The sequence below is a fragment of the Deminuibacter soli genome (assembly GCF_003412455.1).
Classification (GTDB): domain Bacteria; phylum Bacteroidota; class Bacteroidia; order Chitinophagales; family Chitinophagaceae; genus Deminuibacter; species Deminuibacter soli.
Window position 1 is genome coordinate 224,045 of the sequence record NZ_QTJU01000007.1, and the last position, 24,519, is coordinate 248,563.

Sequence of the window (24,519 nt, forward strand, 5' to 3'; positions counted from 1 at the left end):
ATAGTGAAAGATAGTTTTGTTTGATCAACCAATTACTAACAAAACTGTCCGCACTTATGGAAGCGTTTCTTACAAAAAAATTATTACGGCCACAGTTAATACTGATGTTTATTGTGCTGCTGAGTGCGCCTGCAATGATGGCTCAAACCTCAGCCCTCATCACAGGACGAGTGGCCGTTACATCCGGGGCTCCGGTTCCGGGAGCCACCATTGTTAATAAACGAGGTGGCACATCCACAGCAGCAGGTACAGACGGCAAGTTTTCCATTGCCGGTAAAACAGGCGATCCCCTGGAAATTTCGGCTGTTGGGTTTGCTCCGTTGAAGACTGTGGCCAAGTTGGGCGAACCAATGACGATCATCATGGAAGCAGCAGAGAGCAAACTGCAGGATGTAGTTGTGGTAGGTTACGGCACACAAAAGAAAGTAGACTTGTCAGGCGCTGTAACAACCGTTAAAGTGGGCAACCTTGTGAACAGGCCGGTCAACAGTCTTACTAAAACCTTGCAGGGACAAGCTCCCGGGGTTACAGTCATCTCCAGGCCAGGCGATGTGGGCAATGACCAGGATAACATCAACATCCGCGGCAGGGGAAATTTAGGCAGCTCTGCGCCGCTATATGTACTGGATGGTATTCCCATCGGTGCAGATGACTTCTCCCGCATCAATCCATCCGACGTAGAAAGCATGTCCATTTTAAAAGACGCTGCTGCTGCTGCAATTTATGGATCGAGAGCCGCATTCGGGGTTATACTGGTGACAACCAAAAAAGGCAGGGAAGGTAAGATGCAGGTGGACTACAATGCCTACTACGGCTCCCAATCTCCTACAGTACTGCCAGATGTGCTGGGCTCGGCAGATTATGCGACCCTGCGAAACGAAGCAGCCACCAATGCCGGCAAAGACCCGGTGTTCACGCCCGCAGAAATACAAAAGTTCCGGGATGGTTCTGATCCTGACAATTACCCCAACACCGATTGGTATAGCCTGGCATACCGCAAACATGCGCCTATCTGGAGCAACGAGATCAGTGTTATGGGCGGCGGTAAAACAAGGTATTATATGAATGCCAATGTTATGCACCAGGAATCACTGATTCCTGGCAAAGATCTCACGCGTTATTCGCTGCGTTCCAATACCGAAACACAGGTAAGTGAGATCTTTAAGGTGGGGACCAACATTTCATATATAAGAGACGGGTTTGATTTCAACGGTGCAGACTTTGGCGCCACTACGCTCGCAAGAATGATTCCTACTGTAGTTAATAAGCAAAGCGATGGCAGCTGGGGAACCATGAACGGCGGAAAGGTAGATGCAACATACGGTGCTATCAATCCTTTACGCACGTTACAAGAGGGCGGCAGATCATCCTACGCAACCAACCGGTTTATTACTTCACTGAACGCCACGCTCAAGCCCATCAAGGGATTAAGTTTCGACGGTACGATATCTTACAACGTCTATAACGCGACCACATCTACCTTCACAAATGAAATACAGCCGCTGGTGAACTGGGTAACCAAGGAAACCATTGAATCTACCCATAAATATCCTAACCGGCTGGATGAGAATTGGGAAAATGCAGGCAATCTCTTACTGCAAGGCTATGCAAGCTACGAGCATCAATGGGGTAAACATTATGCTAAGTTAATGGCCGGCAGTTCTTATGAGGATTACAAGTACCGCAACTTAACTGCATTCCGCAAGGATTTTATCAACAACGACCTCAATGCACTGAATGCCGGTTCTCCGGGTGTTACGTCTGCCGACATCGGCAACAGCGGTTCCATACAGGAGCGGGCATTTAACTCCTACTTCGGCCGTTTCAATTATAATTTCAACGAACGGTACCTGGTGGAAGCCAATGTGCGCAGGGACGCATCTTCCCAGTTCGATCCCAGTCACCGCTGGGGAACCTTTCCATCTGTATCGGCAGCCTGGCGCATTTCCCAAGAACGTTTCTTCAAGGGCATAACATGGATGGATGAACTGAAGCTGCGTGGCTCCTGGGGAAAACTGGGCAATGTGAATAATGTAGGCTATTACGACTACTATGATGGCATGACCACAGGCACCATTGGAATCCTGAACAACGCCTATGCAAGCGGTGTATACCAAACCCGGCTGGCCAACCCGACACTGACCTGGGAAGTAGTGGACATGACCAACCTGGGGCTGGATGGAACGTTGTTTAACCACTCGCTGAACATACAGGTAGACGCCTTCAAAAAGATCACCAAAAATATATTGCTGAATATGCCGGTGCCCATTGAGTGGGGCGTTCCCAATAATACACAGCCACAGAATGCTGCCAAAGTAAGCAATAAGGGCATCGAAGTTACGGTGAGCAAGTCTGGTCATATTGGGCCGGTAAGTTATACCGTTGGCGGTAATGTGTCGCGGGTATGGAATAAAATACTGGATATGCACGGACAGGATAACCAGGTAACCGGAGACTATTATATCTACAAGCAAGGGGAGGCCATTGGCGCCTTTTATATGTACCAGGCACAGGGCTTATTTGCCACGGATGCCGATGTTGCCAAGCATGCGACCCAGGGTACGGCTACGAAGGCAGGTGACATTAAATATGCAGATTTAAATGGTGATGGGATCATTGACGGCAATGACCGGAAGATAGTGGGTAATGACGTGCCATATTTCACTTATGGCTTAAACCTGTCCGCAAGTTACAAAGGGTTTGATTTAAATGTGATGGGCCAGGGCGTAAGCGATGTGCAGGTATATCTGCCAATGGAAGCTTCCTGGGCATTTTTCAATGGTGGCGGGGTGAAGCGCTACAATTTGCAACGATGGACAAAAGAAAACCCCGATCCCAATGCAGCCTATCCACGCATACTGGTTTCTGCCGACAATACGCAAAACCAGGTAAACAGCAGCTTCTGGCTGTTTAACGGCGACTACTTCCGTATCAAAACACTTGCGTTAGGTTATTCGCTTCCGGCCAAGTTGGTAAAACAATGGCATTTGCAAAGGGTTCGCTTTTATGCATCGTCCAATAACCCCTTTACCATAAAAGCCGACAAACGCTTAAAAGACTTTGATCCGGAAATGGCTTCCGTACGCGCCAGCTATCCCCAATTGAAATCTGTTTCCATTGGGTTGAATGTAACATTCTAAAATACTGATTTAAAAACGACTTTACATGAAATGCAATCCACTGATGCTCGCTATACTGTGTGGGGCTGTGTTGCTATCATCCTGTTCCAAAAAGGAACTCGATAAACTGCCGCAGGAAGAAATTTCCGAAGGAACATTCTGGACCACAGAAAAAGAAGCGCGGCTAGCCCTTACTGCCTGCTACAATTTTGTAAATGGCACTGCGTATGATGCCTGGTACAATGACGGATTTGCGGATAATTGTTATTGCCAATATCCATGGGAAAGCAATGCCACTGAAATTTCTGCGGGCAATATCAATGCCGCGACCATTAACCAGGGGTACGACTATACGATTATCACCCGGTGTAATTATTTTCTCGCTAACATTGACAAGGTGAAGATGGATGAAACATTAAAACAGCGATACATTGGCGAGGCGAGGGCATTGCGGGCATATCGGTATTTTTTGATGACGCAATACTTTGGCCCGCTGCCATTGATTAAGGATGCTGCCAAAGATCCGGCATCGCTCAATATTGCTCCTGCTTCACAGGATGAGTTATACGACTTTATCACGCAAGAATTGGATCAGGCCAGTGCAGTATTACCGGATGAATACAACGGCTCCGGCGCCGGCAATGAAAAAGGACGCATTACCAAATGGGCGGCCCTGGCCCTGGAATCACGCGCCTGGCTGTACCGCGGTCAGTGGAGTAAGGCCGCTGCCATTGCCAAACAAATCATCGATGGCAATCATTTCAGGTTATTCAGGTTAACGAGCCTGGCAGCCGATGATCTGAAAGATGATTACAGTAGTTTGCGCAGTTTCGCAGATGATGCAGCCAAACAAAAGTTCTATAAAGGTTTACGTAGCTACGAGCAGCAGTTCTGGGCGGCAAATGAATACAACCCGGAAGTTATACTGGACGCAGGATTTATTTTAAACGATGCCACCTATTCCAATGGCCTGCAACTGCTGCTGCCACCTGCTTACCTGGGCGGCTGGAGTTCTATAGAACCTACACAGGAACTGGTAGATGCTTATTGGAAAGCCGATGGTACTGCCTTTGCGCCGCCGACTGCTGCAACTAGGGCCGCCAGTTTCAATAAAGGTAATCCCAGCCCGGCTTATTATGATGAATTCAAGGATCGGGATACACGTTTATATGCGTCTGTTTTATTCCCCAGCAATCCATGGGGACGGATGGGAGTAACAGGTTACTGGGACCAGGGTGAAACAAAGACGGGCTATACGTTCCGTAAACTGGTGGATCCAAATTACGTAGTGGACTGGACAGCGCCACAGAATTACCAGATCATCCGTTATGCAGAAGTGTTACTCACGTTTGCTGAGGCGCAGAATGAGGCAGAAGGACCTGGACCAGAAGTATACAGTGCATTGAACGACATCCGTGACAGGGCCGGTATGCCACCAGTAACACCTGGTTTATCAAAAGACGAATTGCGCAAGGTAATACAGAATGAACGCAGGATTGAACTGGCCCAGGAGGGCTTCCGGTACGATGACATGCGCAGATGGAACCTGACTACCAACATGAAAAACGAATATGATATTAACAATAACCTGGTGCAGGAGCGCAAATGGCAGGATAAATTCAAGTTACTCCCATACCCGCAAACGGCAGTTGATCGCAATGGTTTATTAAAGACAGCGCAGGCTGCAAAAGGATACTAAGAGCAAAGGCATTGCGCAGTATATTCAAAAATCCAATATTCGACAATCATAAACAGTTAAACACGAGTGAAAAGGCTGCTTTCCAGCAGCCTTTATTTTTTTTGCAATGTGTGCGCAGGTGTATTAGACCTTTATACAACCAATCATCTCACCTTCACAATCGCTGGTGGCACCCAATCTCCATTCAATACCTGTTCTTTCGGCCCGTAAATTCGCATCATTAAATTAAAGCCTGCCGGAGGTGCAGGCAACCAGTTGGCAGCGCCCGCTGAAGGTTTTTTACTGCTGATATAAAAGGTCAGAGAACCATTTGTATTTCGCTGTATACCCTTGGTTCTGTCGCCGATGGAATAGCGTTTGATCTCGTTAGGCACCAATAACTGATGCGAATTATCGTACATCGTGATAGACCAAAAATATTTAGCAGGTGGTAGTCCGCCGGCCGGGAAGGTAATTGTATAATTATTGTTACCGTCAAGCGGTAAACCGTCTTTATCTTCTGCCGCAGAAGGATAATATGCTTCAGAAGGAGTATTGGCATAAATGGCTTTTTTTGCATAACCTGTACGAAGGTTATAATCGGTACCGAAATACTCCTTTGCCAAGGGAGCCAGGTTCCAGCCGTTCACTTTTTTGCCTATGTGATTGCCTAAAGAATCTACCACGGCTGCCCCGTCTTTAATTCCTGCGAGTAACGCAGCTTTAAATTCAGGATGAGTTTGCACAAAATCGTAAGGTCTTCCCGCCTCAATACCTATTGGTTTAAACCTGTCTATAATTGATTGATCACTTTTGCTGAGCCTGGTATATTTAAGCAGAAAGTTCACTCTGTTAAAAAACTGTTCATCGGAATCGTCTGTTTTTTTATAGGGGGAAAATTTGGAGTGTCAGCTTTTTGGGAAGGGAATCCTGGAAAAAATTTGCTGACAGGACCAACCTGGTATAGTTCCTGTAATTGTTTGGCCTTTGCAATATCGGCCTGATTTTCTGCATTGACTGCTGTGCGTCCTGCAAACACCAAAAAACCGGAAGGTGATTTTATTTCCTTTACACTGTCCGGAAGCCTGCCGGTAAAGTCAGGGCCGGTAACCGCATAAATGCCGGGTGCAGTTCCTGTTGTGTTTACACCGATGTAAGCAAAGTTATTTGTTACCATATCCACTAACTGTATTACATAATACCTGTTTTTGCTTTCCGGTACTTTTATAATCACAGGTGCTGCGCGGACATCCAAAATGCCAGTGGAATAATAGGTGTCATTGTTAGGACTGACCACAAGCTTATCATCAGGAGAGTATAATTTCGTTTCTTTGGTAATCGTATTCATAGGTGCATATTTCGGTGAAGTTTGCAACACCCCGTAAAAATAAATCCCTTTGTAATTTTCAAAGATGGGAAAGCAATGCACATATGCTTCCCTGGCCATTTGCTGTACTTTGGCAGCTGTTAGGCTTGTGTCAGCCATATTATTTGCATCACCCGGAGCACGGTTGCTACCACAACTACATGTTACAGCTACAATCATAGCCAGGTAAAAAATCGTTCTTTTCATAGCGGGAAATCTATATTGAGCAATTAAGTTTATTTTTTTATTTTTTCAACCGGCGCAGGAAACCAATCTCCGGTCCGTACATTGGCCTTGGGCACATACATGCGCAACGTAAGATTAAACTTTCCGTTTTGGGGAGAAGGTAACCAGTTCTCTTTAGGCCAGCCTGAATGATAGACGGGGGCAATGTAGATTTTTAAAGTACTATCGCGTTCATATTTGAAGGGCGAAAAATTATTCAGGTTATAACGTTTTAACGTGTTATCAACGACACGGTAATTAGGAAAATCAACAAGTATGACACTCCAAAAACCGTTTACATTTAAACCGGGCAATTTGTCTTTTTCAAAATTAATCACATATTCCTGGCCTCCTTTTAAAGTATCTCCGGTAGCATCTTTTGAGGCAATAAAATAAATGACTTCAGCGGTGCTGTTTGCCCAAATCCCAACATAATTGGCCGAAGTTCTTGTCCAATAGTTGCCATGGTATTCACCGCCAATCAGCACGCCCAGCCAATTATTTTTAACTGTACCGGCTTTATTAATGGCATAATTCAGCAATTGAGGGATTGCGCTTTCTCTGATTATTTTTCTCACTTCTTCTTTATTTGTTTCAGTTGCCAATGCATAGGCCGCCACTTTATTGCACATTGCCCGGATGGAATCTTTTTTCTGCATTTTAGAATCAGGGGTTTTCATCAATTCTTTAGCAAATTCAAACACCGCAAGATCTGGCAATTGCTTGTTGGTGAAAAAGGAGAATTCGACTACCGGTTCAATAACAGGATTTCCAATAACAACCGCCTTGAATTGTTTTTGCAGCTTAACAGCTTCCTGGGTGGTTTTCTGCAATTCCACCCTCGCCAACATTTTTATCTTCCTTTCTGGCAGCGGGATTTTTATTGCATCAGATGGTATTGCTGCTGTGGTATTTTCGAGGGTTAATGCGTATTTACCATACGGATGAGCTGGGAAATTCCTTTCGTTTAAATTATACAGCACCTCGCCCCAACCATCCATCAACTGCACCGTGTAATATCGATTTTTAATAGGGGGAATCTCAATAATTATTGCGGAGTTTTCATCAATTGCAAACCAGGCCTCCATATAGGCGACATCAAGATTAGGGTTAACAAAATCTGCTTTCCCGGCTTCATTGTATTTAATTACATTATACTCGAATTGTGGTGCGCGAAGGTCAATTTGTTCCTGCCGCACCGCCAACGCGCGTCCTAACAGGTAAACATAGGATTCTACAATTTCATGTGCGGTTACTTCGGTGGAATCAATTGGAACAGCTGTAGCATTGAGATTGGAGTGCAGGCTGTAACCTGTGACTGACAACACTACGCAGGTTATCCCTATGCAAAAGATGGGCAGTGTCATGTTTATATTTTTGTTTATTGAGTAACTATTCTTTGGGTTGAATTCGACCGGATGCAATGCATTTTAGAAGTACTGTGTTGTAGCAAGCATATTAAAGTTAGTATGTTTTTGCTGGTGTAGCGAGTATAAGGTAATCTTTTCGAGGCTGTAACCGTTACAGGATACTTACGGTGTTTTATTCGGCAATCAGGTAACGACTTAGTCTCTATGTTCGTGCGGTTTGGCGCAACGATCAAACTGTCAATTGGATTAAAGCTTGCGGCAGCAATGACAAGGACGATTCAAAAAAAGTACTTCAAGGTTTAGCGGAGATCATTCAACATACAGTCCGGATCGATCAGCTTTTAAAATCAACGACTAAAAGTAAGGCTGAGTAAAAATAAGTAAGGATCGCTTTTGAGCAATCCTTACTGTTAGAGGTCCCGAGCGGATTCGTCCGAGGCTCATAATATTTTGAAAATCAATTTCGCTCTTATTTTAGTCGAAGTGGCTACGTCATTTGATATTTGACAATCCAGCGTTAGCTTGGTTCGCTTTTAATAACCGTTAAAATCATCTTGAATCTCCCATTGGGCTTAATGGTATTGGATTTATGTGCCGGAATGATGATGGAAGATCCGGTGGTTAACAGAAACGTCTCTTTATCGATGACCAATTCAGCCTGCCCTTCTATAATTTGAGCATAGGTGTCAAAGGGAGCTATTCTTTCGGTTAAACCCTCGCCTTCATCAAACGACATTACAGAGACAGTGCCGGTGCTTTTCCTGATAATCGTTTTGCTTACAACGGCATGTGACATATATTCAATGATCTCCACCGTAATATGCATCTTTTGTTTTTCGAGTTCTTTATTTTCCACAATATTTCTTTTAGTGCCTACAAAAAAAGAGGCAGGTGTTTTTAAGCCTGCCTCTACGTTGGTAAAACCTAACAATGATGATACAGATTATTCGATCCGGAAAAGTGTAGGCTTAGAGAAGGAAATCCTTTAAGAATGCACAATGAATTTTGGATTATATCAGGGCCATCAACCATAAAGGTAAGACAGGATAAAGCGTAAAATATTACAAGATGGCGTAAGACTATTACATGATTCACATGTTCCTGATCAGGGATACTGGGCCCTCGCAAACGCTTATTTGTGGGAAATATGTAAACTTCAAATCCCATTGTGTAAGCTATTGCCTAAAGTGAGGTTTACCTTTGTCGGGTAAAGACTAATTTTGGATAAAATAACAATACTGCTGGTAGACGACGATGATGACGACCAACTGTTCTTTAACGATGCAGTACAGGAAGCTCATCACCTGGTTCAGTTATTTACTGCAAATAATGGGCTGGATGCCATACAAATGCTTAACCAAAACCCCTTATTGGTCGATGCAATATTTATGGATATCAACATGCCATTGCAGAATGGATTTGACTGCCTTGCCATCATCAAAAAGAACACTTGCCTTCAACATATTCCAGTTATAATGTTGAGTACATCAAGTCAAAGTAAAGATATACAACATGCATTGCAACTTGGCGCCACGAGATTTATCAGCAAATCGCAGGAATATGTTGAATATAAAACGAACATTAAAAATGTGCTGGATGAGGTATTGTGCAAACGATCCGATGACACGGCACATTAAATTTGATGTAATGAAAATGTGCCAATAATATATTGTCCAAAGCCGCATTTACAAGCAGTTTGATTCTTTTGTCAGAAAGATCCGGCGGTGTCATCGAACGTCCTGTGTAATGCGCATGACGGCCGCTTGAGAGCGACAACGTGCGGAACGGAATGATTTTAGACAGTATACAGCATGAATGATCTGATCCAACGATTAAAAAAATTCAATGAGCCCTTCAGAAATATGAACGCATTCACATTGGCAACCAATAATTAAAGTGCCATGGAAGTATTTCTCCAGAAATCTGATGCAAAGAAATAGTGTTTCAACGCAACTGTTTTATCCAATAAAGGTGGGATGCACCACATGAAGCAAAAGCTATAAGCAGCTTTTAAAATCAACGACTAAAAGTGGAGTTAGGTAAAAATAAGTAAGGATCGCTTCGCAGCGATCCTTACTTCAGAGGTCCCGAGCGGATTCGAACCGCTGTAGAAGCTTTTGCAGAGCTCTGCCTAGCCACTCGGCCACAGGACCATTCGTTATTCGGGGTGGCAAAAATAGGAGAATCAATTGAATTATAAACAATTGATGCAAATTTTTCTGAATATTTTTCCTGACATACGCCAGCCTCCTGTTTCCGCCCCGTAAAAAAGCATGATTTACATGGTTTTGCCGGTTGATTGCCTGAAGTCAGCGGAACCTTAGCCCTGCGCAGCAACCGCTGTAAACCCAATGCCCGGCTTGTTAACCTGCTCCCCGGGTTTCAGTGTTTGCAACAATTGCAGCGCCCCTTCAGCCAGGAAGGGGGCACCGTATTTAATACAGTCCTCATTGAAAGTCACTTTGGGATGGTGCAGCCAATACGTATGGTTTTCTTCTGTTTGTGCACCGAGGAAATAGAATTGCCCGGGCATGGCCCTGGAATAGAAAGAAAAATCTTCGCCCACCAGGTAATCCTGTCCTGCCACCATATTTTCTTCCCCAAACAATCGCTTGCGAACAGGCGACAACAGGTCGTGTATGCCGGCATCGTTCAGCAGGCCGGGGTAATAGGCCGTAAATTCCAGTTCTATGCGGCAGTTGTAGCGCTCTTCCAGCTGCTGCAGCAAGGTGCGCAGCCGGGCTACGATGCTTTGGTAATCGGCTATTTGTACTGCCCTCAGAGAGCCTTGCAGCAGCATGGAATTGGGTACCACATTGAAGCTGGGTTTCGCCAGGGTTTCCACATGGGTAATGGCGAGAACGGCTATGGGCGGATCGGGCTGTACACCTACCAGCGCATGCGCAGCAGGGATAAGCGCGCCGGCTACGGCAACAGGGTCAATCACATGTTTCATAGCGCCGGGGTGACCACCCTTGCCGTGAATACGGATCACAAAATTACCTACGCAGGCAAGCGCTTCACCTGTTTTGTATTCGAGCTGGCCCGTGGGCAGCAGGGGATTCACGTGTAAACCCAGCACGGCATCAGCACCGGCAAGTTCACCGCTTTCCATCATCAGCTGTCCGCCGGATTTGCCTGGTTCGGGGCTGCGGAGCGGACTTTCTTCTGCCGGCTGAAAAACAAACCTGACGGTACCTGTAAAATCCTGCTGTTTCAGCAAATGCGCTGCACCCAGCAGCATGGCTACATGCAAATCATGTCCGCAGGCGTGCATGGCGCCTTCCGTTAAAGAAGGAAATGAAACGCCTGAATCTTCCTGCACCGGTAATGCATCCATATCTGCGCGCAGTAATACGGTGGGGCCTTCGCCTTTCTGCAGCGTGCCGATCAGGCCTGTTTGTGCAACAGTAATCACCGGTATATCCAGGCCGCGGAGTTCTGCTGCTACCAGTGCCGATGTTTTAAATTCAGTAAAACTTAATTCAGGGAATTGGTGCAGCCGGCGCCTGATGGCAACCAGCTTGTCAAATAATTGTTCTTCCATCTCTGCAATACAGGTTTGCTTGCGCTGTTTATTACATTCGCCCGTTACGTTCAGCCAGTATACGAAGCAGCTGCGATTCCATGATTTTGGCTTTTGGAATAAGCACTTCATCTTCTATAAAAGCGTGCACATTCAGGTCTGCTTCAAAATTTTCCAGCTGTGAAATAAGTATGCGGTAAGGCGAAACCGTAATGGCAGAAGGCTGGTACCGTTGTATCAGCGAACGCATCAGCGTAAGGTCGCCTTCGGTATCCGTATGCGTCTGCTCAAACGTTTCGAGGGAGTAGTTGTCATGCAGAAACATCGGTGAAACAAGTCCGGCGTTATCCTGCAAACCAATATAGAGCTGTGTGATATAAGGCAGTAAAAACGTCTCTTCTTCTTTGATGTGCGCTTCCAGTCCACGGTAATACGTGGTGAAGGCTGCTTCAAGCAACAGCGTTAATTCTTTATTGGTATCAGTGCCGGTGCTCAGGGAATAGATGGTTTGACCAATTTCGGGCAGTTTGGTGCCAAGGTAAAAAGCATGTGTTCTGCGTATATAATCAAGCACCGTTTCTATGCTGAAATGATCAAAGGCAGCAGCGTCGGGCGATTCGCTGAAGGCCAGGGTAATTTTGTTGATAAATTCATCCTCAGCCTGCTCATTGGCAGGGCGCTGGTAACGCAGCATCACCTGTTTATAGTGAATATGTTGATCGAAATACATTAGCGAAAAATAATAAGTGAATAAATGTATTGTCCGGTTAAAAGGGATAATTTTCTTACACAATATACTTAATGCAATTGATGCTGTTGTGGTATTTTTTCTGTTTTATGCGGGGATAGGGATTACCGGTAAGCAGCGAATAGTTGCGCCTTAATGACAGCCCGGCATAAACCCGTTGTACAAAGGCATCATTTCCCGGCTGAATTATGCCTTCTCAGCTTCAATGCCTGTCGTTTTGGCTATTGGCATAAAAAATGACGCATAACTGAAAAAACGACAAGCTTATGGCAACTCAAATTGCAATACTCGCCGGTGGCTGTTTCTGGGGGGTGGAAGAACTGATCCGCGCGCTGCCGGGAGTGGTTAAAACAACAGTAGGGTATACAGGAGGGGATGTGCTGAATGCAACTTACCGCAATCATGGTACGCATGCAGAGGGCATCAGGGTAGAATTTAATCCGGATGAGCTTTCCTACCGCAAGCTGCTCGAATTTTTCTTCCAGATTCACGATCCAACCACGCGTAACCGCCAGGGTAATGATGTGGGTACTTCATACCGTTCTGCTATTTTTTATGTAGATGAAGCACAGAAAAACGTGGCTACGGCTTTAATTGAAGAACTTACCGCCGCTCATATCTACCAGTCGCCTATTGTTACGCAGGTGGTGCCTGCCGGTGATTTCTGGGATGCAGAAGAAGAGCACCAGGATTACCTGCAGAAACATCCGTACGGATATACCTGTCACTTTATCCGTCCTGAGTGGCAACTGAAAGAAACTGCCGGCAAATAATCGCCTTCAGAGGTATCTTCATCAATAGAAAGCCCTGCAGTTAGTGCTGCGGGGCTTTTTTATTGGTATGAACCTATTTCCATTTGTCCCGGTATTGCTGTTGCAGTTGCTTAAGGTAATTGACCGTTGTAAAAGAGAAGCGGTATGCCTTGCTGTCTTTTTTACGCGATGCTTCATCGTACAGGGAAAAGAAATAGAACGGATCATCAAGGTGTGCAAGCAATTGTTGTTTTAAACCTGCCTGTTCAATAGTATAGGCCATATAGGTACCAGGCACGTGACCGCTTGAGTTATCTGCGCCTTTGAGCAGCTGGTAAAGGGTATAACTGCTGTCCCTGGTGGCGCTGAGTTGCAGCAGGGAATCAATGCGCGGCAATTGTTTTTGCCCCAGGCTGTAAAAGTCTTCGTATGTGCCCCGTTGAAAATCGAGCAATGCAGTGGCCTGGTAAGTCATGTATTTTTTATCAACCAGGTCGGCGCTGCCCTCATTAACCGTGCGCAGCATGAGCGTTAATACGCCGCGGTCTTTGTCAGCAACTGAATCAATATCTTTCTGTGGTCTCAAAACATGGTGTAGTTCGTGGCCGCCCAATATGCCCAATTTGTTTTTATCATTAAAATAGGCGCAGAGCAGGCTATAAATCACCCATTTGTTTTCTGCATGTGCATCGCTGTGCAATGGAATAAAAGAGAAGATTTCATCGGGCGCCTTTTTGCGGTCTTTCACAGCAAGTCCGGTATAGCAATATTTGTAACAGCTGTCAAAATAAGCCCCGGGATTGGCATTGATGCGGTGCAGGTAAGCCTTCATGCCTTCTTCATTCACTTTGTACTGATAAATCAGGTAAGTGAACCAGTAGTTAATAGAATCTTTCAGCTGGCGTTGCAGAATGCTGTCCTTCTGCGGCATGTACACAATCTGCATCAGGCGGCGGTAATATTCATAATAATTGTCGTTGGCGCCCTGGTCGTTCATGTACACCTGTATGGCTTTATTCTGCACAAAGTTGTGCCAGGTAGCTTTGTCAAGCGTATCGCCGCGGCGCAGGCGGTCGGTTATTTTAAAATAAGCAAAGCAGGTGCTGTCTTCGATAATTTGTGCACGGGCTGAAAGAAATACAAAACATAGGAGCAGGGTGAAAAGTAAAAATTTCATGTGCTTAGGCAGTTGTTGGTTTGTGTTGGGCAATGAAAATAAGCATTTTGCCCGTGATTGCCTCCACAAGCCTGGTATGCCATTGCGCACTGTACAAAAAATGCAGAGCTTTAAGCTGCCATTAAAAATAAGTCTCTGTAGATGCCACCAGTGTGGGTTGCAACAGCACGGGTTCTGCTTCCAGCGCACTGGCCGCCAGTTCGGCCGCAAACTTTTTGAACGAATCCAGGCCTTGCAGTACCAGGTGTGCTGCTTCATTTTCCAGCTGGTCGAAATGCATAAAGGTTTTACCATCGGGCAACAGCCAGGCTGTGTACTTTATACCCGGGTGATTGAGTGTTTTTAACTCGGCAACAACAGCGGCAATATTGCGCTGGTTGGTGGCCACATATTCGGGCCTTGTGGTGTATTGAACGCGTACAATTTTCATTGTTTAAAGCTAGTAAAAAGTAAAACAAGGCATGGCTGTAAGTTGCGTCATTGTGCAGGGGCATTTACGACAAAAAATAGCGCTATGTTATTGCAGCAATACATTGCCTGTTTGGAAAGAACCATGCATACAACCGTGTCCAAATCAACCCGCCGGAAAGTCCATTTTACACCCTGTTTGGGCGTTATTTACATGATACATTTACATAACGCCTCGTGGCGGCAAACAAATCATCCACTAAAACAGGAATTATGAAACAGGAAGACTTTACACTCGTGTTGTTGACAGACGCTTCTGCCCATGATGCTTTCAATGCCATCAACGATATACGCGCATGGTGGACGGAAGATTTTACCGGCAAGTCGCAGCAGCTGAATGATGAATTTGAAGTGCGGTTTGGAGATGTGCATTATTCCAGGCAACGGCTAACCGAAGTAGTGCCTGATAAGAAAGTAGTATGGCTGGTAACAGACAGCAAGCTGAGTTTTCTGAAAGATAAAGCCGAATGGACCGGTACTACTGTTAGCTTTGAGCTGACACCTGCAGGCAAGCAGACAGAGATCCGTTTTACACACCATGGTTTGGTGCCGGGTATTGAATGTTATGGTGATTGCTCCAGCGGCTGGAGCCATTTTCTGCAACAGAGCCTGCTGCCCCTGATGAACACAGGTAAAGGCAACCCGAATATACTGGATAAGGAAGTGCAGCTGAAGGCCGCACAGTAATAAGTGGCCATGCAGTGAATAGCAATGCCGGCGGCACTTTAATAGGAAAGTTCGCGGATATTGATTATATTAACAGATGTCAAAATTCAAAGATGTAGTGGTAACACTATCCAAAAAAGATCCGAAAACAGGTGATCCTGCGGCGGCTGGTCATACGTTTGTGATTGGTGTGCTCGGGAACAAGAAAACCTGGTACGAGATCGAATCGGAACAACTCAACAAATTACAGAATGATGATTTGCAGCAGGCGCTGTTTAAGTTGCTGCATCCGCAAACACATCATTAACAGTAACCGGTTGCATAGCTGTTCAACTGCATGCCATGCAGCACCTATTGCCTTCCTTCCATATCTTTTGATAGCGGAAGGAAGGTTTATTTATATGCGCCGGCACCTGCAATGGCATCTCCTTTTTTTAAGAGCACACCACCACGCGTCCATGGGGCAAACATATGGGAAATGTCTCCGTTTTTCTGACGCCTTCTGCTGCATAGGTTGATTTTGCTATCTTTAAGTAATAGTGCTCCATACAGTTATACGGCGTTGCGGTATGCTGCGCCGTTGGCAGGTGGCAGGGGCAATGGAACAGGCAGCATTTTTATTGCAGCTGTTTCAACAATTAATACAATTGACTGTTTTTCTTTAAATTAGCTGAAAATTATTGAATACACCACAATACCCAGCTGATTATGCGACACATCCTGCCTGCTTTTATTTTTCTATTTATATCCGTCGCGGCCATTTCCCAGGCCGGCAAAACTGCAGATGTTATCCTTAAAACAAATGGCGATGAATTAAAAGGAGAGGTGCAGGCCATTGAGGACAGTGCTGTAAAGTTTGTATACAGCGGTGAAAAGCTGGTATACAGCATCAGGAAGGCCGAGATTATTAAAATAACTTTTGCCAGCGGCAGGGTAGAGTTTTATAACCGCGGTGTATCACAACCTGCTGCAAATTCCACGCCGGTGGCTGCGCCTGCGCAGCCGCAATCCACTGCTGAAGACAGGCGCAATAAGGTAGCCATCCTGCCCTTTAAGTTTATCGAGGATGGCCAGAATGCCGCCCAGGAAGTGAGCGAAGAAGTTCAGAATGAGTGCTATGATATGCTGAGCAAGCACGCCGGTGTGTATACGGTAATCAGTCCTCGTGCCACTAATGTAAAGCTCAATAAAGCAGGTATTACCAGGGAAACCATTATGAACTATACCATGGAAGAAATCTCTACCATACTCGGCGTGGAATATATTGTGAGTGGCATGGTGACCATGAACAAAACCACCCAGAGTAATTACGGCAGCGGTTCGTATAGTTCCAGTACCAAGGATAATACGAAAACGGACGGACAGAAGAGCAGCGGTTACGGCAGCACCTATTCTACCAGCACACAGAATTACCAGACAGTGATGGACTTTAAAATCTTCAATGATAAAAGTGAAATTGTATACAATCAGAATCGCAAAGCCTTCTGGCCACAGCGGGATGCTTACAAAGCAACCTTGGAGTACCTGTTGAAACGTTGCCCCTTATATACCAAATAATTGCCTGTACAATCATTTTAAACAATAGACACAGTAAGCTGATCATGAAAAAACAATACCTGTTTTTATTACCCGTTCTTTTTGCATTTTGTTCTGTAAAAGCCTTCTCCCAGTCTGCCGCCACCGGCCAGATCTGTTTTATCCGTGCCACCGGCTATGTTGCTTCTGCTGTTAATTTCCGGGTATTTATTGATGACAGCCTCGCGTGTAAACTAAAGAACAAGCGCTACTCGCTGCACACGGTGAGTGCCGGTGAACACACGGTGTCTGCACAGAATATGGGCATTTCGCTTGATAAAAAATCTGCTCCTTTTAAAGTACTGGTAGCGGAAGGGAAAATTACCTACATAAACCTAGTATGGGCCAATGAAGTAAGTTGCCAGGAAATAACAGCCAACTCTGCAGAGCAATCATTAAAGAAAATTAAACAAACAACGGATTGCGGATCTAAAACCAATTAATGGCTGATCCATGTTACTAATACTTAAGCTGCCATGTGAAGCCCTGCCAGTCAGCAGGGCTTTTCGCAAATAATTACGAATTGGTGAATACACCCAGGCATTATTGTACTTAACGCATTCATTTGAAAAAGACCTTATTCCATCAACTGCCGTACAGCAAAGCACTGATTTTATGCAGCATGCTGCTATTCGCAGCAAGCGTGTGTGCACAGGATACAGCAAGGTTGCGCCCTGTAACCAGTGATAGCAACTGGATAGAAAAATACAAGGACTGGATAGTGCTGAAGCTGGCACTGGAAAACAGTGCAGAATTTTTTTCTGTAAATACCGACGCCTTTGATTACGTGTTTCAGCCCAACCCGGCCGAATTATTCCGCACCTATTTTTCCTATCGCTACATCTCGTTTTATCTTACCTATATACCGCATTTTCTGCCCGGCAATAACGATGACGCCGAAAAGGGAAGAACAACGGGGTTGGGACTTGGTTTTGGTTTTAATTCACACCAGTGGTTTACGAATGCCGATTTTTCTTTCACAAAAGGTTATTACCTGGAGAATACCAAAGATTTTGTTCCGGGCTGGCAACCGGGTGATCCTTATTACCAGGCGCACAAATTACAGGTAACAAGCCTGGGCGGATCAACCGGGTACAACACCAATCCGCGGCTTTCCCTGGCTGCAGTATACGGGCAAACGGAACGGCAGCTGAAAAGTGCCGGTGCATTTTTGCCTGTACTCTCCTACCGCTATTTTATTATCAATAACAAAGACACCGGCATCACGCAAAAAACAAATAATTTCCAGTTGTTGCTGGGGGCGGGTTATCATCATACGTTTGTTGTAAGCAAATCGTTGTATTTATTTGGTTCATTTATTCCTTCGTTTGGCTATATCGATACAAGGCTGTTGACCCGTTTCCGGGAGGGCAATGAGATTACCAACAGGTTAAGCCCTGTTTACCAGTGGGAGGCGAAAGCGGGGCTGGGGTATAACGGACGCCGGTTTTTTTCCGGGTTATACCTCACGGCCAATTCTTCGAAACATTCACAGGGTTTAACAACAGCGGTAGACCAGGATGGGCGGGTATTCCTGCAATTGTTTGCAGGGTACAGGTTTGCGGCACCTAAATTTTTAAAACGGGCAGTAGATAAGTTGTAACTGGCAGGTAAAACAAAACCGGGATTGAAACATGCACACACGAATGCTCCTTTTTATACTACTGTTACTGCTCAGCGTAAGCCTCGCTGCACAGGATCATTCTTTCACGAATGCCGTGAGTGATTCATTGTGCGTGAAAAGAGATACTGTGCCCCGGAAGAAGCACTTCTGGCGTGCCGCGGGCGAGTTGTTGCTGGTTGAATTGATACCCTGGTCTGAAAACAGGTTTATCCGCAAAGCAGATTTTGCCAAAGTGAATTTTGCCAGTATTGGTCATAACCTGAAGCCCTCGAGCTGGGAGTGGGACGATAATAATTTCAGCACCAACCAATTTGCACATCCCTACCACGGCAACTTGTATTACAGTGCATTTCGTTCCAATGGTTATTCCTTCTGGCAATCGGTTCCGGCGGCATTTGCAGGCAGCTTTTTGTGGGAGGTAGCCGGTGAAACACATAACCCGGCGCCGAATGATTTTATCAATACCAGTCTGGGCGGCATTGCATTGGGTGAAATGACTTACCGCATCTCCAACAAAATTGTCAACAACGGGGCAAGGGGTGTTAAACGGCAGGTGCAGGAAGTGCTGGCGCTGATTGTAAACCCCATGAATGGGCTTAACCGCATCATCAATGGCCAGTGGGGCAGGGTGTACGGCGATACGGATTCGTGTAACGAGCTCTCCGGCATGATCAACGTTGGCGTGCGGCGTTTTGGTTTAAGGGACTTATATGGCAAGTACAACGGCAAAAACGAATTGTACTTCCGGCTGCGTTTGTATTACGGTGATAAATACCAGGAATCGAATATACCTTTTCAAAGCTTTTACGCACAGGTGGAAGCAGGTGGCGGTGATTCGGCCTACCTGAATAATGTGCAGGTGGCGGGCGCGCTGAAAACCTGGAAAATGAAAGAAGACAGCAGCCAGCTGCACCTGTATTCCGTTACCATGAACTACGATTATTTAAAGAACAGTGCTTTTGAATACGGCGGGCAGAGTTTTACTTTCAAGCTGCTGTCTAACTGGCGCAGGAAAAAAGACTTTAAGATATTTACCGAGATCGGCTCTGGTGTAGTAGTATTAGGCGCTGTGCCAGACAAGTATTTGTTTTACGGGGAAGGCCGCAATTACGATTACGGTCCGGGTTTGCTGGTAAGCGGCAATGCCGTGTTTAATTTTCATGATATTGTTGAAGCGGAGTTAAGCTATAAAGGCAATCGCTTTCAAACCGTGAACGGGAACAAATCTTCGTACATCATCAACACCTACTTTGCAGAACTGCGTGGTAAACTTTTCAAGCGTCTCTCACTGGTAGCAGGCGTGGGACAGTTTACACTGAATGGTTATTTCAAAGATTTCAGGAATGTAAGCCAGCGATACCCGTTTTTCCGCGTTTCTGCGGGGTATATATTCTGAGTAGTATAGCTGTAGTTATAGATGCTACCGGCAACCTGAATGCGATCAACAATGCCTTTTCGCTGATGTCGCATGCAGCGCGGTATGTATTGATAGGGTTGCAAAAGGGAAACATCGTAATCAACCACCTGGGGTTTCACAAACGCGAAGCCGCCTTAATGAGCAGCAGAAACGCCACGCATGCAGATTTTGAATGGGTGAATAGGGAAAATATTGCGGAAACTTTGTTTTTTGGGCAGAATCCCTTTATTTGCAAAACATTCAACTGCTTAAATCCTGTTCTGATGACTTTTTTACCAACCAAAACCGGTTACCACCGTACTGTTTTAGCAACCGGATACGCTATAGGTTATTCTCCGTTAATATCCGGATCTTCTTTTCTTTTATCGGTTAACAAACATGCGCTGTTGCTATAATGTTGATTGCCCGAAGCTACAGCCAGAGCTATATTAACGGCATTTAATTGTTGCCGCCTGCCTTTCGTTATTTCCCTGCATTAATCTTAACCTACTGCATATTTATATAGATATGGTACATGGGGTATAGTTAACGGCTATAAGTGATCATCTGCAGCAGCGGGCGTATGAATTTCTATTGTTTTTTACTGTTTAACCAGCTTATAAATAAACCAGTATCAAGTGAAAACTGCATGTTTAAGCCTTCTGTGGATTGTACTGTATATGAAAAACCAAAAGGAGGACTTGGGCCGGGCGATCCAATTGGTATAAATCTGAACAACCTATTTTCAACTCCCGCAGCAGGTGGCCTAAGTCCAGCAGGTAAAATAGGAACTGGTGTTGTTGGTGGAGTTGTATTATATGAGGTAATTAAATGGGGCGCGGCTATCCTTTTGGCGCCAGAAACATTTGGTGGCTCCTTGGGGGCAGCGGCAGTTACACCTTAATAATAAAATTGAATAATCTTATGAGAAATGAAATCATTCTAAGCTTTGTGATCGCGGACTTTGATGATATAACCCCCAATGAAATCACTGAAAACATTGGCATTACTCCAGTCAGAATCTATATTAAGGGTGAAAGAAAGAACCCTAATTTTTCTGGGATTGCAAAACGGAATCGATGGATTATGGGTTCAGGCCTAGACAAATACGCCTCATTTGAAGATCAGATGAACGCCATGTTGAATATCATCGAATCCAAAATAGAACTGTTTCGACCGTTTTGTGAGAAATATTATTGTGAGTTTTCTTGTGCTATATTTATCCGCTATGACAATGACGAAAGTACGCCGTCCGTACATTTAGATGCGCGATACAACCGCCTGATAAAGGAATTGAATATAGCATTTGATGTTGATCTATACTGTCTGCCTAACAAGGACGAATAGGTTTATTAGTCCGGTTGATGTGACGAATGGAGACCTGCATGTGAGTGAGCTAACCGAGTTAAATAATTCAGATCTTTCACTGAAGTTAAACGCATGGAATGAAAGTGACTTTATGCCTAAAGACAAATTAAGAGCATGATGGACTATTCATTTGCCGAATCTGACGGAAAGATTGTTACGCAAGGGCTAGCGTATACGGAAGTTCAACCGTTGAAACTATTCGAACTGTTGGATTTTATAATTCAAATGGAAGCATTATAACGATCAAGTATGATGAGTTAGTAGATGCAATTAAAAAGATCAATAAAAAATAATCAGCGATTTCATGAGAATAATAATGATTGCGTTATGCCCTTGCGTCCTTTTCTTGGTGATGTTGACTTCTTGTTCCAGATATATAGACAAAGTGAACAGAGGCGCAGAAACTGGCGTGAGGAATGGTTTTTTTATTTTTTATCCTGATAGCAATATGCTTATATATACATCATCCGTTGGCTTATCAAGAGATACCGAAAAAATGAGCCCCGAGCATTTTAAAGTTATGTTGCCTAAAGGAATAAAATATTATGAGATAACAAATTCAACGGATTTTAGCGTCTATTATGATGGCAGGCAAGCCATTTGGATACGGATTGATTTTGACAAAAATTTAAGGAGAGATACTATATATAATCCCACTCAGCGAGAGTTAGATTCTCTTCTTGAGAGCAGGCCGATTGTCCAAAAATCTAAATACGATATCACGGCAAAAGCGTTTAGTGTAAAAAGAAAGAGTGTCCTTGTAAAAAAAGATGGAGCAATAATTTTATTGTATAACATCAAGCCGAATAAATATGGACAATTTTATAAATCGGTTAATTCCTTTAGTTTTATAAAATGATTAAATCATTTAACACAGATGTTGTAAAATTTAAGCAGCCGAAATCGAGCTGAAGTTCAAAGGATATCAAAGATATCAGCAAAGCCCCACGAACGCGGGGCTTTGCTTTGGTATACACTATTACAAATACTCATGTCGATTACATAAATGTCTTCAATGAAAAAGAGGATAATGTTGATTGGAAACCAAGCAATAGTTGTGCAGGGTATCCAGGCAAAGTATGGAATGTGATTACTGGAGAAGACTTAAATTCCCAAGCATGGGGCGGCTTATTACAAGTCCGGCTAAATTGCTCAATCAATCGTCACAGCAAATGGTGGTACGAATCACAGTACAACGTCTACACCTGTTCCTAAACCTGAAAAAAAGAAATTAAGTAGTAGTAATTAGCTTGAGAAAATGTTTTATATGAAAAAGGTGATGGCTGTTTTCTTCGTATTAATAATAATTTTTTGTGCTCTCTATTATATTTTCTTTGTAAAAGAAAAAAATGTCAAATGATAAACTACTTAAGATTAGGAATCAAAAGAATGGTATCGTAGTATCGACAATGGAGAGTTCAAAATACATTAGTGGCTATAAATTGGAACAGATAAATGATACTATAGTGGGAGTAGATATATATACAACAAGCATTTATAACGTGTTTTCTGATAAAATAAGTGTAATCGATATAATTCTTGATAAAGATGTGAAAATCATCATGGTAGCAGGAAACATGATGCAAAGAAATAAACTTGCGTCTGATGATTATAGGGAGCAGGAATTTGGCGGAGATGTTCTAAGTGGTAATTTGAATTATTCTATTGCAGTGACTTTGTTTTTGAAAACGATATTGACAGGTACAGGGCTAACGAACTATTTGTAATAGCAGCAAATGAATTCGGTTATGTGGCTCCGTTGCGAAATTTCGTTATACATAAAAATTCCTTAAACGCAGCGCGAAGAATGATATTTATGATAAATTTCAAGAAAGAGGTTGCAAAAGAACTTCCATACAATAGAGAGCAATATCTTGATTTTTTCGATGACGATTCGTCTGATTTGTCTATTGTATGGTATGGCATTTCATTTCAATTGTCAAGTCCTATCGAAAGAAACGACCTCATGTTAACGACATTTGTTGAAATGTATGAACGTCTACTTAATAATATAATAACTAAGCTTGATAATGGGGGGTGTTGGATTGTAAATCATGAAGATAAAGACCTGGCCTGGTTTCCTAATAATGAGAATAATTTAAACCATTTACGAACCTTTTTCAAGGAAAGCGAAATTCCGGGAACTTCTAAAGGTGCACTGGTTATTTCGAAAAGTAATTTATTTCGGTTAGTTCATGACTTACTACTATATCCATACGTGGTATTAAATAAAGATGGATTTCTATATAAGGATTTGAATATTTCCCATGGAGAACTAAAATTTATTATAAAAATATCTGGTCATTTGAATGTCGATTTTCTCTGCACGGATCTCGCTATTTTGAGAGAAATTATAGATGAAAATAATTCTAATGCTTTTATTATAAAAGCGTATCGTGGTACTTCGTTGTAGAAAGGTGTCTTGGATTTATTGTGAATTTTTTCATATGAAAAAAGCGATAGGGATTCTCTTTGCGTTCACAACATAAGATAGAGAATCCAGAGAAAGACGTCATCGTGTCAACAGTTTGTATAGCCAACATAATTGATTTAGTTAAAGCGATATATGAGCAAAGTGAAAATAGGTCTTATTGAAAACGGCTTTTTATCCATCACCGTAAATGAAATTTTACAGTGTATATATAGGAGAAGAGTGCGGTTTGTATTGGAGTGTTGTGTGGCTGGAAGCGATTGGTAGTTTAAAAGGGGAGCACTCAGTTGCCGCATTAGAAAATGAAATTAATAATAAAGGGATTGTTCTGCAGTATACATATTCGGAAGTTATTAACTTCTTTAGCACCTTCTCCCAGGTTATTAATGTCGTTATTTTAGGTGATAAAGATAAAATCAACTAAGAAAGTACTCTAATGATGAGGAGATGTTTGAAAGTTGTTATTGTGTAATTGAATTGATTGATTCATCTTATTTTATAGTGCATGTGGATGATACAGATTTGGTGAATAAGTTGAAGATTGGGTTTCCATATCTGGAGGAAATTTAAGTGGCATGGAGTTGATTATCTAAAGCTGTTAATGATTGGCATGAATTGGTAAATATGGAGCATCTAATTAAAGTTTTAGCACGTATTCATTTATACAAGAATGGAAGGAAGACGCCATTTATAAGCGGCTACCGGCCTTTGTTTAATTTTACTGGTGCAACGACGAAGATCTCTGGTCGCATCGATTTGATAGAGATGGATAAGTTTCTTCCAGGGAGCTCAGGTGTTGTTTATGTGTCGTTTATAAAGGGTATTATCCCTGATAGCAATTTTACAAGCGGCATCAGTTTTTCCTTTGATGAAGGACAGATGTTAATAGGTGAAGGTATAATATTGGAGCCATTGTCACTTACACAATAGACGAATTAGGCTCAGTTTAGGCGGCACGTTAGAAAACCTGAATAAAGATATCGGCAGTGCCGGAACAAATGGTATTACCTACAACTATATGAACCTGCCA

The 24,519-nt window shown here is 43.6% G+C and carries 25 protein-coding genes and 1 tRNA gene; 17 read left to right on the forward strand and 9 right to left on the reverse strand.

Annotated elements, in window-relative coordinates; all coding sequences use genetic code 11:
• The first annotated feature begins 56 nt into the window (after nucleotides 1-56).
• Nucleotides 57-3,140, forward strand: coding sequence for a SusC/RagA family TonB-linked outer membrane protein (locus DXN05_RS18050; RefSeq protein WP_211330094.1), 3,084 nt, complete (start codon nucleotides 57-59; stop codon nucleotides 3,138-3,140).
• 25 nt (nucleotides 3,141-3,165) lie between these two features.
• Entirely contained in the window at nucleotides 3,166-4,818 is a 1,653-nt protein-coding gene (locus DXN05_RS18055) for a RagB/SusD family nutrient uptake outer membrane protein (protein ID WP_116848678.1), read from the forward strand.
• A 143-nt stretch (nucleotides 4,819-4,961) separates the two neighbouring features.
• Here DXN05_RS18055 and DXN05_RS18060 read toward each other — a convergent pair whose 3' ends face one another.
• From DXN05_RS18060 to DXN05_RS18075, 4 genes are all read right to left on the reverse strand, one after another.
• The gene (locus tag DXN05_RS18060; RefSeq protein ID WP_116848679.1) at nucleotides 4,962-5,645 is read right to left on the reverse strand and encodes a DUF1214 domain-containing protein; all 684 of its coding nucleotides are present in this window, start codon (nucleotides 5,643-5,645) and stop codon (nucleotides 4,962-4,964) included.
• Nucleotides 5,642-6,370, reverse strand: a complete 729-nt coding sequence (locus DXN05_RS18065; RefSeq protein ID WP_116848680.1) for a DUF1254 domain-containing protein — start codon at nucleotides 6,368-6,370, stop codon at nucleotides 5,642-5,644. Before DXN05_RS18065 ends, DXN05_RS18060 begins: the two co-directional genes overlap by 4 nt.
• A 29-nt stretch (nucleotides 6,371-6,399) precedes the next feature.
• The gene (locus DXN05_RS18070; protein ID WP_116848681.1) at nucleotides 6,400-7,755 is read right to left on the reverse strand and encodes a DUF1214 domain-containing protein; all 1,356 of its coding nucleotides are present in this window, start codon (nucleotides 7,753-7,755) and stop codon (nucleotides 6,400-6,402) included.
• Between the two features lie 520 nt (nucleotides 7,756-8,275).
• Nucleotides 8,276-8,689 carry a cupin domain-containing protein gene (locus DXN05_RS18075; RefSeq protein WP_211330095.1) on the reverse strand — a complete coding sequence of 138 codons (414 nt, stop codon included), beginning with the start codon at nucleotides 8,687-8,689 and terminating at the stop codon, nucleotides 8,276-8,278.
• A 289-nt stretch (nucleotides 8,690-8,978) separates the two neighbouring features.
• Here DXN05_RS18075 and DXN05_RS18080 point away from each other — a divergent pair, with 289 nt between their 5' ends.
• Nucleotides 8,979-9,395, forward strand: a complete 417-nt coding sequence (locus tag DXN05_RS18080; RefSeq protein ID WP_158559311.1) for a response regulator — start codon at nucleotides 8,979-8,981, stop codon at nucleotides 9,393-9,395.
• Nucleotides 9,396-9,840: 445 nt separating this feature from the next.
• Here the strand turns inward: DXN05_RS18080 and DXN05_RS18085 are convergent.
• The 3 genes from DXN05_RS18085 to DXN05_RS18095 form a co-directional block, all read right to left on the reverse strand.
• Nucleotides 9,841-9,911 (reverse strand) — tRNA-Cys (locus DXN05_RS18085).
• A gap of 167 nt (nucleotides 9,912-10,078) precedes the next feature.
• On the reverse strand, nucleotides 10,079-11,305 hold the full coding sequence (locus DXN05_RS18090) for a M20 metallopeptidase family protein (protein WP_158559312.1): 1,227 nt from the start codon (nucleotides 11,303-11,305) through the stop codon (nucleotides 10,079-10,081).
• A 31-nt stretch (nucleotides 11,306-11,336) separates the two neighbouring features.
• Entirely contained in the window at nucleotides 11,337-12,014 is a 678-nt protein-coding gene (locus tag DXN05_RS18095) for a hemerythrin domain-containing protein (RefSeq protein WP_116848684.1), read from the reverse strand.
• Between the two features lie 284 nt (nucleotides 12,015-12,298).
• Between DXN05_RS18095 and msrA the strand changes: the two genes are divergently transcribed.
• Nucleotides 12,299-12,805, forward strand: a complete 507-nt coding sequence (msrA, locus tag DXN05_RS18100) for a peptide-methionine (S)-S-oxide reductase MsrA (RefSeq protein ID WP_116848685.1) — start codon at nucleotides 12,299-12,301, stop codon at nucleotides 12,803-12,805.
• A 73-nt stretch (nucleotides 12,806-12,878) separates the two neighbouring features.
• Here msrA and DXN05_RS18105 read toward each other — a convergent pair whose 3' ends face one another.
• Together DXN05_RS18105 and DXN05_RS18110 are read right to left on the reverse strand one after the other, a co-directional pair.
• A complete protein-coding gene (locus tag DXN05_RS18105; protein ID WP_116848686.1) occupies nucleotides 12,879-13,961 on the reverse strand; it encodes a DUF5700 domain-containing putative Zn-dependent protease in 1,083 nt (360 codons plus the stop codon).
• A gap of 121 nt (nucleotides 13,962-14,082) precedes the next feature.
• Complete coding sequence (locus tag DXN05_RS18110; protein WP_116848687.1) at nucleotides 14,083-14,391, reverse strand: hypothetical protein; 309 nt, start codon at nucleotides 14,389-14,391, stop codon at nucleotides 14,083-14,085.
• Between the two features lie 251 nt (nucleotides 14,392-14,642).
• Here DXN05_RS18110 and DXN05_RS18115 point away from each other — a divergent pair, with 251 nt between their 5' ends.
• From DXN05_RS18115 to DXN05_RS18175, 13 genes are all read left to right on the forward strand, one after another.
• Complete coding sequence (locus DXN05_RS18115) at nucleotides 14,643-15,116, forward strand: SRPBCC family protein (protein WP_116848688.1); 474 nt, start codon at nucleotides 14,643-14,645, stop codon at nucleotides 15,114-15,116.
• Nucleotides 15,117-15,192: 76 nt separating this feature from the next.
• Entirely contained in the window at nucleotides 15,193-15,402 is a 210-nt protein-coding gene (locus DXN05_RS18120) for a hypothetical protein (protein ID WP_116848689.1), read from the forward strand.
• 401 nt (nucleotides 15,403-15,803) lie between these two features.
• Nucleotides 15,804-16,652 carry a hypothetical protein gene (locus DXN05_RS18125; RefSeq protein ID WP_116848690.1) on the forward strand — a complete coding sequence of 283 codons (849 nt, stop codon included), beginning with the start codon at nucleotides 15,804-15,806 and terminating at the stop codon, nucleotides 16,650-16,652.
• A 44-nt stretch (nucleotides 16,653-16,696) separates the two neighbouring features.
• The gene (locus tag DXN05_RS18130; protein ID WP_116848691.1) at nucleotides 16,697-17,113 is read left to right on the forward strand and encodes a hypothetical protein; all 417 of its coding nucleotides are present in this window, start codon (nucleotides 16,697-16,699) and stop codon (nucleotides 17,111-17,113) included.
• A 122-nt stretch (nucleotides 17,114-17,235) separates the two neighbouring features.
• Entirely contained in the window at nucleotides 17,236-18,273 is a 1,038-nt protein-coding gene (locus tag DXN05_RS18135; RefSeq protein WP_116848692.1) for a DUF4421 family protein, read from the forward strand.
• Nucleotides 18,274-18,304: 31 nt separating this feature from the next.
• Nucleotides 18,305-19,690: a DUF3943 domain-containing protein gene (locus tag DXN05_RS18140; RefSeq protein ID WP_116848693.1), complete on the forward strand. Its 1,386-nt coding sequence runs from the start codon at nucleotides 18,305-18,307 to the stop codon at nucleotides 19,688-19,690.
• A gap of 583 nt (nucleotides 19,691-20,273) precedes the next feature.
• Nucleotides 20,274-20,594, forward strand: a complete 321-nt coding sequence (locus tag DXN05_RS24515; protein ID WP_147313976.1) for a hypothetical protein — start codon at nucleotides 20,274-20,276, stop codon at nucleotides 20,592-20,594.
• Nucleotides 20,595-20,614: 20 nt separating this feature from the next.
• Nucleotides 20,615-21,037 carry a DUF4279 domain-containing protein gene (locus DXN05_RS18150; protein ID WP_158559313.1) on the forward strand — a complete coding sequence of 141 codons (423 nt, stop codon included), beginning with the start codon at nucleotides 20,615-20,617 and terminating at the stop codon, nucleotides 21,035-21,037.
• 325 nt (nucleotides 21,038-21,362) lie between these two features.
• Complete coding sequence (locus DXN05_RS18155) at nucleotides 21,363-21,917, forward strand: hypothetical protein (RefSeq protein ID WP_116848695.1); 555 nt, start codon at nucleotides 21,363-21,365, stop codon at nucleotides 21,915-21,917.
• Nucleotides 21,918-22,407: 490 nt separating this feature from the next.
• A complete protein-coding gene (locus tag DXN05_RS18160) occupies nucleotides 22,408-22,785 on the forward strand; it encodes a hypothetical protein (RefSeq protein ID WP_116848696.1) in 378 nt (125 codons plus the stop codon).
• 89 nt (nucleotides 22,786-22,874) lie between these two features.
• Complete coding sequence (locus tag DXN05_RS18165; RefSeq protein WP_147313977.1) at nucleotides 22,875-23,471, forward strand: SH3 domain-containing protein; 597 nt, start codon at nucleotides 22,875-22,877, stop codon at nucleotides 23,469-23,471.
• Between the two features lie 208 nt (nucleotides 23,472-23,679).
• A complete protein-coding gene (locus DXN05_RS18170) occupies nucleotides 23,680-23,913 on the forward strand; it encodes a hypothetical protein (RefSeq protein WP_116848698.1) in 234 nt (77 codons plus the stop codon).
• 200 nt (nucleotides 23,914-24,113) lie between these two features.
• Nucleotides 24,114-24,419: a hypothetical protein gene (locus tag DXN05_RS18175; protein WP_116848699.1), complete on the forward strand. Its 306-nt coding sequence runs from the start codon at nucleotides 24,114-24,116 to the stop codon at nucleotides 24,417-24,419.
• Nucleotides 24,420-24,519: the final 100 nt, after the last annotated feature.